This is a genomic window from Hyphomonas sp. UBA3601 (genome assembly GCF_002375605.1).
Classification (GTDB): domain Bacteria; phylum Pseudomonadota; class Alphaproteobacteria; order Caulobacterales; family Hyphomonadaceae; genus Hyphomonas.
The window spans coordinates 17,339-23,361 of sequence record NZ_DFME01000007.1 but is presented as its reverse complement, the minus strand read 5'-3'; the positions used below and the strand labels follow the sequence as shown (position 1 = coordinate 23,361).

The 6,023-nt window shown below is 61.0% G+C and carries 6 protein-coding genes; 3 read left to right on the top strand and 3 right to left on the bottom strand.

Annotated features, from left to right (window positions below):
* Window positions 1–951, bottom strand: a 951-nt coding sequence (locus tag B4F73_RS00425) for a glycosyltransferase family 4 protein (RefSeq protein WP_290482253.1), incomplete at its 3' end; no start/stop codon positions are given.
* 55 nt (window positions 952–1,006) lie between these two features.
* On the opposite strand from B4F73_RS00425, the gene B4F73_RS00420 reads away from it, so the two are divergent.
* Window positions 1,007–1,765, top strand: coding sequence for an alpha/beta fold hydrolase (locus B4F73_RS00420; protein ID WP_290480471.1), 759 nt, complete (start codon window positions 1,007–1,009; stop codon window positions 1,763–1,765).
* A gap of 135 nt (window positions 1,766–1,900) precedes the next feature.
* Window positions 1,901–2,479, top strand: coding sequence for a type 1 glutamine amidotransferase domain-containing protein (locus B4F73_RS00415; protein ID WP_290482252.1), 579 nt, complete (start codon window positions 1,901–1,903; stop codon window positions 2,477–2,479).
* A gap of 66 nt (window positions 2,480–2,545) precedes the next feature.
* Here the strand turns inward: B4F73_RS00415 and B4F73_RS00410 are convergent, their stop codons facing one another.
* Together B4F73_RS00410 and B4F73_RS00405 are read right to left on the bottom strand one after the other, a co-directional pair.
* Window positions 2,546–4,273, bottom strand: a complete 1,728-nt coding sequence (locus tag B4F73_RS00410; RefSeq protein WP_290482251.1) for a tetratricopeptide repeat protein — start codon at window positions 4,271–4,273, stop codon at window positions 2,546–2,548.
* A gap of 107 nt (window positions 4,274–4,380) precedes the next feature.
* The gene (locus tag B4F73_RS00405; RefSeq protein WP_290482250.1) at window positions 4,381–5,238 is read right to left on the bottom strand and encodes an SDR family oxidoreductase; all 858 of its coding nucleotides are present in this window, start codon (window positions 5,236–5,238) and stop codon (window positions 4,381–4,383) included.
* Between the two features lie 60 nt (window positions 5,239–5,298).
* Between B4F73_RS00405 and B4F73_RS00400 the strand changes: the two genes are divergently transcribed.
* Window positions 5,299–5,976 carry a hypothetical protein gene (locus B4F73_RS00400; protein WP_206992169.1) on the top strand — a complete coding sequence of 226 codons (678 nt, stop codon included), beginning with the start codon at window positions 5,299–5,301 and terminating at the stop codon, window positions 5,974–5,976.
* Window positions 5,977–6,023 lie beyond the last annotated feature (47 nt).

The window sequence follows — 6,023 nt, the reverse complement described above, 5'->3', positions numbered from 1 at the left end:
CCCGCCGCCATGGTCAGCCACGATCACCGGGCGCGCCATGGCCGACGCTTCGGCGGCCACACGCCCGAACGCTTCGGGTCGCACCGATGGCGCCAGCACGATATCGCTTGCCAGATAGGCCGCGGGCATATCGGTAATGTGTTCAGACATGATGACACCCCGGTCGAGCCCGTGCGCCACCACAGCGTGCTCCAGCCGCGTAACATAAGCATTGCGCCCCTGCGCGTCGCCCGCCAGCACGAGCACCAGCTTGTCGCGCTCATCCGATGCCAGCATGGCCAGCGCCTCGATGGCAATGAGTTGCCCTTTCCATTCGGTCAAGCGTCCCGGCAATAGCAATATCTTCCGCGGATCATCCGCAAGTCCGAGCGCCTCGCGAATGGCTTTCACCCGCGCGACCGGCACATTGGTCGGATCAAACGCCTCCAGGTCGACACCCCGCGGAATGGTCACCACGCGTTCGAATGGCACACCATGCTCCGTTTTCACATGCTCGGCGATCCAGTTGGAGTTGGCGATCACGATGTCGCCCTGCGCCATGACCGAATTGTAGCGCTTTTTGAGTTTGGTCTTGCCCGAATAGGCCCCGTGATAGGTGGTCACAAACGGCACATCCATCGCTTTGGCGGCCCAATAGGCGCTCCAGGCAGGCGCGCGCGACCGGGCATGGACCAAGTCTACCCCTTCGCGCGCGATCAAGCGTTTCAGTTTGCCTTCATTCCGTTTCAGCGTGATCGGATTCTTGGATTTGGCGTCCATCCGGAACAACTCACCGCCCAGGGCCTCGAAGGCAGCTTCCTGGCGACCGCCCCTGCTGGCCAGCAGAGCCCTTCCGCCAGCCTGTATGATGGCTTCGGTGACTTCGAGCACGGTACGCTCCACCCCACCAGCCGACAATTCAGGGGCCACCTGGAGAATGGTCTTGCCAGTCAAATCCGGAAAATCGGGCAAGTCGTAATCCCTCCACTCGCTTGACAGGCGAGACAGATGACGGAACGGGAGAGGAATGACAACGACCTATTTCACCTCTCCCGAGGGTCGCCGCCTCGCATATCGCGCCTCGGCCCCGACCCATTCGCCTCTCACCTATGTCTGGCTGTCTGGGTTCAAATCCGACATGAGCGGCACCAAAGTGACTGAACTCGAAGCCTGGGCCACCGAGGCCGGGCATGGCTTTCTCGCCTTTGACTATTCCGGGCATGGCCTGTCCGATGGCGCCTTCGAGGACGGCACGATCTCGGCTTGGCGCGAGGATGCTCTTGCCGCCATCGACACACACAGCACCGGGCCAATCGTGCTGGTCGGGTCCAGCATGGGCGGCTGGATGGCTCTGCTCGCCGCCCTCGCCCGCCCGGACCGCGTGGCGGGTCTTGTCCTGATCGCTCCCGCACCGGACTTTACCGAAAAGCTGATGTGGCCGGAATTCTCCGCCGAAGCGCAGTCAGAGATCATGGAACAGGGCTTCACACAGCGGCCCTCGGACTATGATGAGCCCTACACCATCACCCGCGCCCTGATCGAGGATGGCCAAACCTGGCAGATCCTTGACGCGCCCATCGAGCTCGACATCCCCGTCCGCATCCTGCAGGGCATGCAGGACGCCGACGTGCCGTGGAAGCATGCGGAACGACTCGTCGACACGATCACGAGCGAGGATCTCGTCTTTACCCTGATCAAGGATGGCGATCATCGCCTGTCCCGCGAACAGGACATCGCGCGACTGAAGACGACCTGCGCCGAAATCGCCACTGCAACGCGTCCCTGACCTTTCCGCGAGTTAATCGGAACGATGGCCCCGGCCAGTCATTGATCTTGTGCAGGACGGGATGTTCCGTCCGCCCGCGCTCCCCCACCAAAGGTCGCAGCGCGGTGACCACACCAGATCAAGGAGACATGTTATATGTCAAATCAACGCGCCCAAGGTCGGAAAATGGCAATTCTCGCTGCAGATGGATTCGAGGAAATCGAACTCACCAGCCCGAATGAAGCTATCGAGGCAGCTGGCGGCGAAACGATGATCGTTTCGACAGAGAAGGGTTTCATCCACGCCAATCAACACCGCGAACATGGCGACAAATACCAGGTCGACTTGTCCCTCGACGAGGCGAAGGCAGAGGATTTCGACGCGCTGCTCATTCCCGGCGGCCTGTTCAGCCCGGATGCGCTGCGCACCAATGACAAGGCGAAGTCTTTTGTGTCGGACTTCTTCGCCCAGAAGAAACCGGTCTTTTCAATCTGCCACGGCCCACAGGTTCTTATCTCGGCCAATCTCGTGAATGGCCGCGAAGTCACCGGCTTCCCGGCGATCCAGCAGGACCTGAAGAATGCCGGCGGCATTGTGAAGGACCAGTCCGTCGTCGTCGACGGCGGCCTCGTGACCTCCCGCTCCCCGGATGACCTTGGCGACTTCAACGCCAAGATCGTTGAGGAGATTTGCGAAGGCAAACACGAGCGCCAGCGCGATTCCGTGACGGCATAGTCAAGAGAAGAAAATATCCCCTGCAACTGCCCCCTCCTCACGGAGGGGGCTTTTTCGTGCGTGAGGCTAGAGCCGGGAGCCGTCCAGTTCGATATCGGAATGGCGCCAGACAATCGCGAATGTCTTCTCGACCTCTTCGGCTGCTTCGGTCTTGCCCTGGCTTTCCAACGCCTTGACGAGACCCGACATGGACCACCCATTTCTCGGATACTCTTCAAGGTCTTTGCGATACACGCTTTCGGCCTCGGCGAACTTGCCCGCGGCAACGTAAGCCTCTCCGAGCGACTGCCGGGTCGGATAATACCAGAAGGGCGGCTCCATATAGGGCAGCGAATCCTGCGCGGTGACGGCCGCCGCAAAATGCGGGATCGCCTGTTCAGGATTGCCCTCTGCCATGGCTATTTCCCCTTGCAGGAGCGCATCGGCAATGCCGAGCAACACGCTGGCCGGATAGTCCGCCGTATCGAGGAAGCTGATCTGGACACTGTCTTTCAGACCGGCCAGCACAGCCCGGTCACCTGAAGCGCTTGTCACGTCGCCCGAACGAGCCGCCGCTACGCCCCGGGCGTAACGCCAGATGGCATTTGAATAATCAAGCGACTCCGGCGGCGCATCGGACGCAAGAATGTCATCCCATTGGCCGAACTGGACCTGAGCCAGAATCGGAATGGTCTTGAAGAATTCCACGGTCGGGAATTGCTCGATCTGCTCCAGCCTCACATTGTCTGCAACCTTTTGCGCGGCGTCGATGGCCATATCGCGTTGACCTGACATGCTGGCCGCCGCCCACAGGAAGTGGATATTGTGGGGATAGTACATCGCCGGATAAAATCCCTGCGCGTTGCATTGGGCGATATAGGCTTCATCCACGGAGGCCGCCGTGATGTTCGCCTTCGCGGCATCATCATAACGCCCGACACGCCAGTAGATGTGCGCCGGCATATGTACGAGATGGCCAGACCCCGGCACCAGATCGGCGAGCTGGTCGGCCGCGTTCTCCGCACGGCCCGGATCCTCGGATGCCTCGACCGCATGAATATAGAGGTGCAACGCCAGCGGATGCTCCGGCGACCGCTCAATAATGCCTTCCAGAGATTCGATCACCTTCACCGTGTCCGGCTTCGGCGCGCCATCGGCCGACCAGTAATCCCACGGCATCGTGTTCATCCAGGCTTCGGCATACATTGCCGCGGCATCATCATCCGCCGGATTTGAGTCCACATAGTCGCCCATCGCTTGTGCATAGGCGACATCCAGCGGCTCACGCGACGTGGACGGATCACCATTGTAACGCGCAGCCATGGCAACGATCAGCGCCTTCTCCTGCTCCGTCGCACCACCTGACAATTCCTGAGCCCTGACAATTGCCGCGAAAGCCGACTGCCGGTCTGCGTCCGACATCACGGCCTTGCCCTTGCTGGTCACATTGATGTTGGGGCCGGTGGCCATCGCCTCGCCCCAGAAGCACATGGCGCAGGTCGGGTCGAGCGTCTGAGCCGCCCGGAAAGAGCGGATGCTTTCGGCATGGTTGAAGCCAAATGCCAGCACTATGCCCTGATCGAAATATTTCTGCGCATACGGATTCGACGTGGTGATGGGGCGATGAAAATCCCCCATGCCGTCGAACAATGGCGCGCCAGCTTTCTCTGTGATCTCGGCCAAGCTCATCTCGGCGTCAGCCTCAGATGCGGTTTCAGCCGCTACCGGCTCCTCCGCGCTTCCAAACTTGTCAGTATACGCGCAGCCTGATAACGCGATCAGGCTTGCCGCGAGCAGCAAATGTCGTAAAGTCATTTTTTGTCCCTCTTGTGGCCAGAAGCTGACGAACATTCGTCACGGCCACACCCTGAGAGGGAGCCTACCACAATCCCGCGAAAGTGGAGGAAAACATCAAAAAATTTTCAATCCGATCCGCATTCTGCAGTCAATACAGCAGATAACCCCTCTCGATAGGTCGGATATACCGGCCGCCAGCCGAGCGCCGCTTTCGCGCGCGCATTGGAGACCCGCTTGCATTCGGCATAGAAACTGCGCGCCATCGGGCTGAGGTCTGCCTCGTCGAACGGGACTTCCGGCGGCCGCGCAATGCCGAGGAGGGTCGCCGCAAACGCCGTCACATCCTGCGGTGGCGCGGGCTGATCATCACAAAAATGGAAAATTCCATGCAGGTGCGGTCGCAGGACCAACGCCTCCAATCCGCTGGCAATGTCGTCTACATGCACACGGGAGAAGACCTGCCCCGGTTTGACCGCCCGATGTGCCCTCCCATCTCTGAGCTTCTGAAAGGGCGAGCGACCGGGCCCGTAAATGCCCGGCAGGCGCACAATCCGCGCCGCGCCATCGGTCGCGTCCATCCACTGCCGCTCTGCCAGCACACGCGCCTTGGCCCGGTCGGACCCCGGATTAACGGGGCTCCATTCCATCGCCCAACCACCGCCAAGATCACCATAGACCCCAGTAGTAGACAGATAGGTCATTCTCGCGGCGCCCGGCTCCGAATAGGTCGCGACACGCGCCGCCGGGCATCCGCCCTCATCCGGCGGCAAGGTCACCAGCCAATGGGCGCCGTCTGGAATATCCGGCAGCCCCTGCCCGGACCAGACCTGTGCGGCAATACCTTCGGCGCGCAGGGTCGCCGCCTTGTCCTCGCTTCGCACGGTGCCAGAGACCTGTATTCCCTTGGCTTTCAGGCGTCTGGCCAAGTGCAGGGCACTATAACCAAGCCCAAAAACAAAAAGCAGAGATGTCGTATCTGTCATTTGCGCTGGTCGCTCCTGTCGGGTCTAAGACCCGTGTACAGTTTCCGGAGCGCTTGATCCATGTCCATCCTTGCCCTGGCCATCGCAACACTGGCGATGACGCAGTCCTCAAGCGCCACTATTGAGGCGCGCGAAGCCGACCGACTCGAAGCCTGCGTCGCCAAGATCGAAGTGGATGCCGAGGAAGCCTATGAGGATGGACTTGCCTGGATCTATCAGGGCAACCGGCCCGGCGCGCGCCAGTGTACGGCCATGGCGCTGATCGCGCTCGGCCGTCCGGATGAAGGTGCGGCGCGCTTGGAACAGCTCGCCAATTCGGTCGATGGCGGGTCGGTCGAGCAGCGCGCCGAATATCTCACCCAGTCCGGCAACGCCTGGCTTCAGGCTGGCGCGCCGGAGGCAGCCATCGTGACCTTCACCAATGCGCTGAAACTGAAACCCGGCATCCCTGATCTGCTCGTGGATCGGGCAAGCGCCCATCTGATGCTGGAAGACTGGGCCGAAGCCAAGGAAGACCTTGACCGCGCCATCACGCTCGCGCCGAACATGAGCATCGCTCGCCAGCTGCGTGCCGAGGCCCACCTCAACCTCGACCAGTTGAATCTCGCCATGGCAGATATCGACGCCGCAATGGCTGCCGACCCGGAAAATATCGACACGCTCGTCCTGCGTGGCCGCGTCCGCGAAGCCATTCGCCTGTCGAAAGTACGCGTGCTGAGCCCTGAAATCATCGACTGACAAGAGCGCGAGCGTGCGGATTACTCCTCGACTGGAAAGTCCAGCAG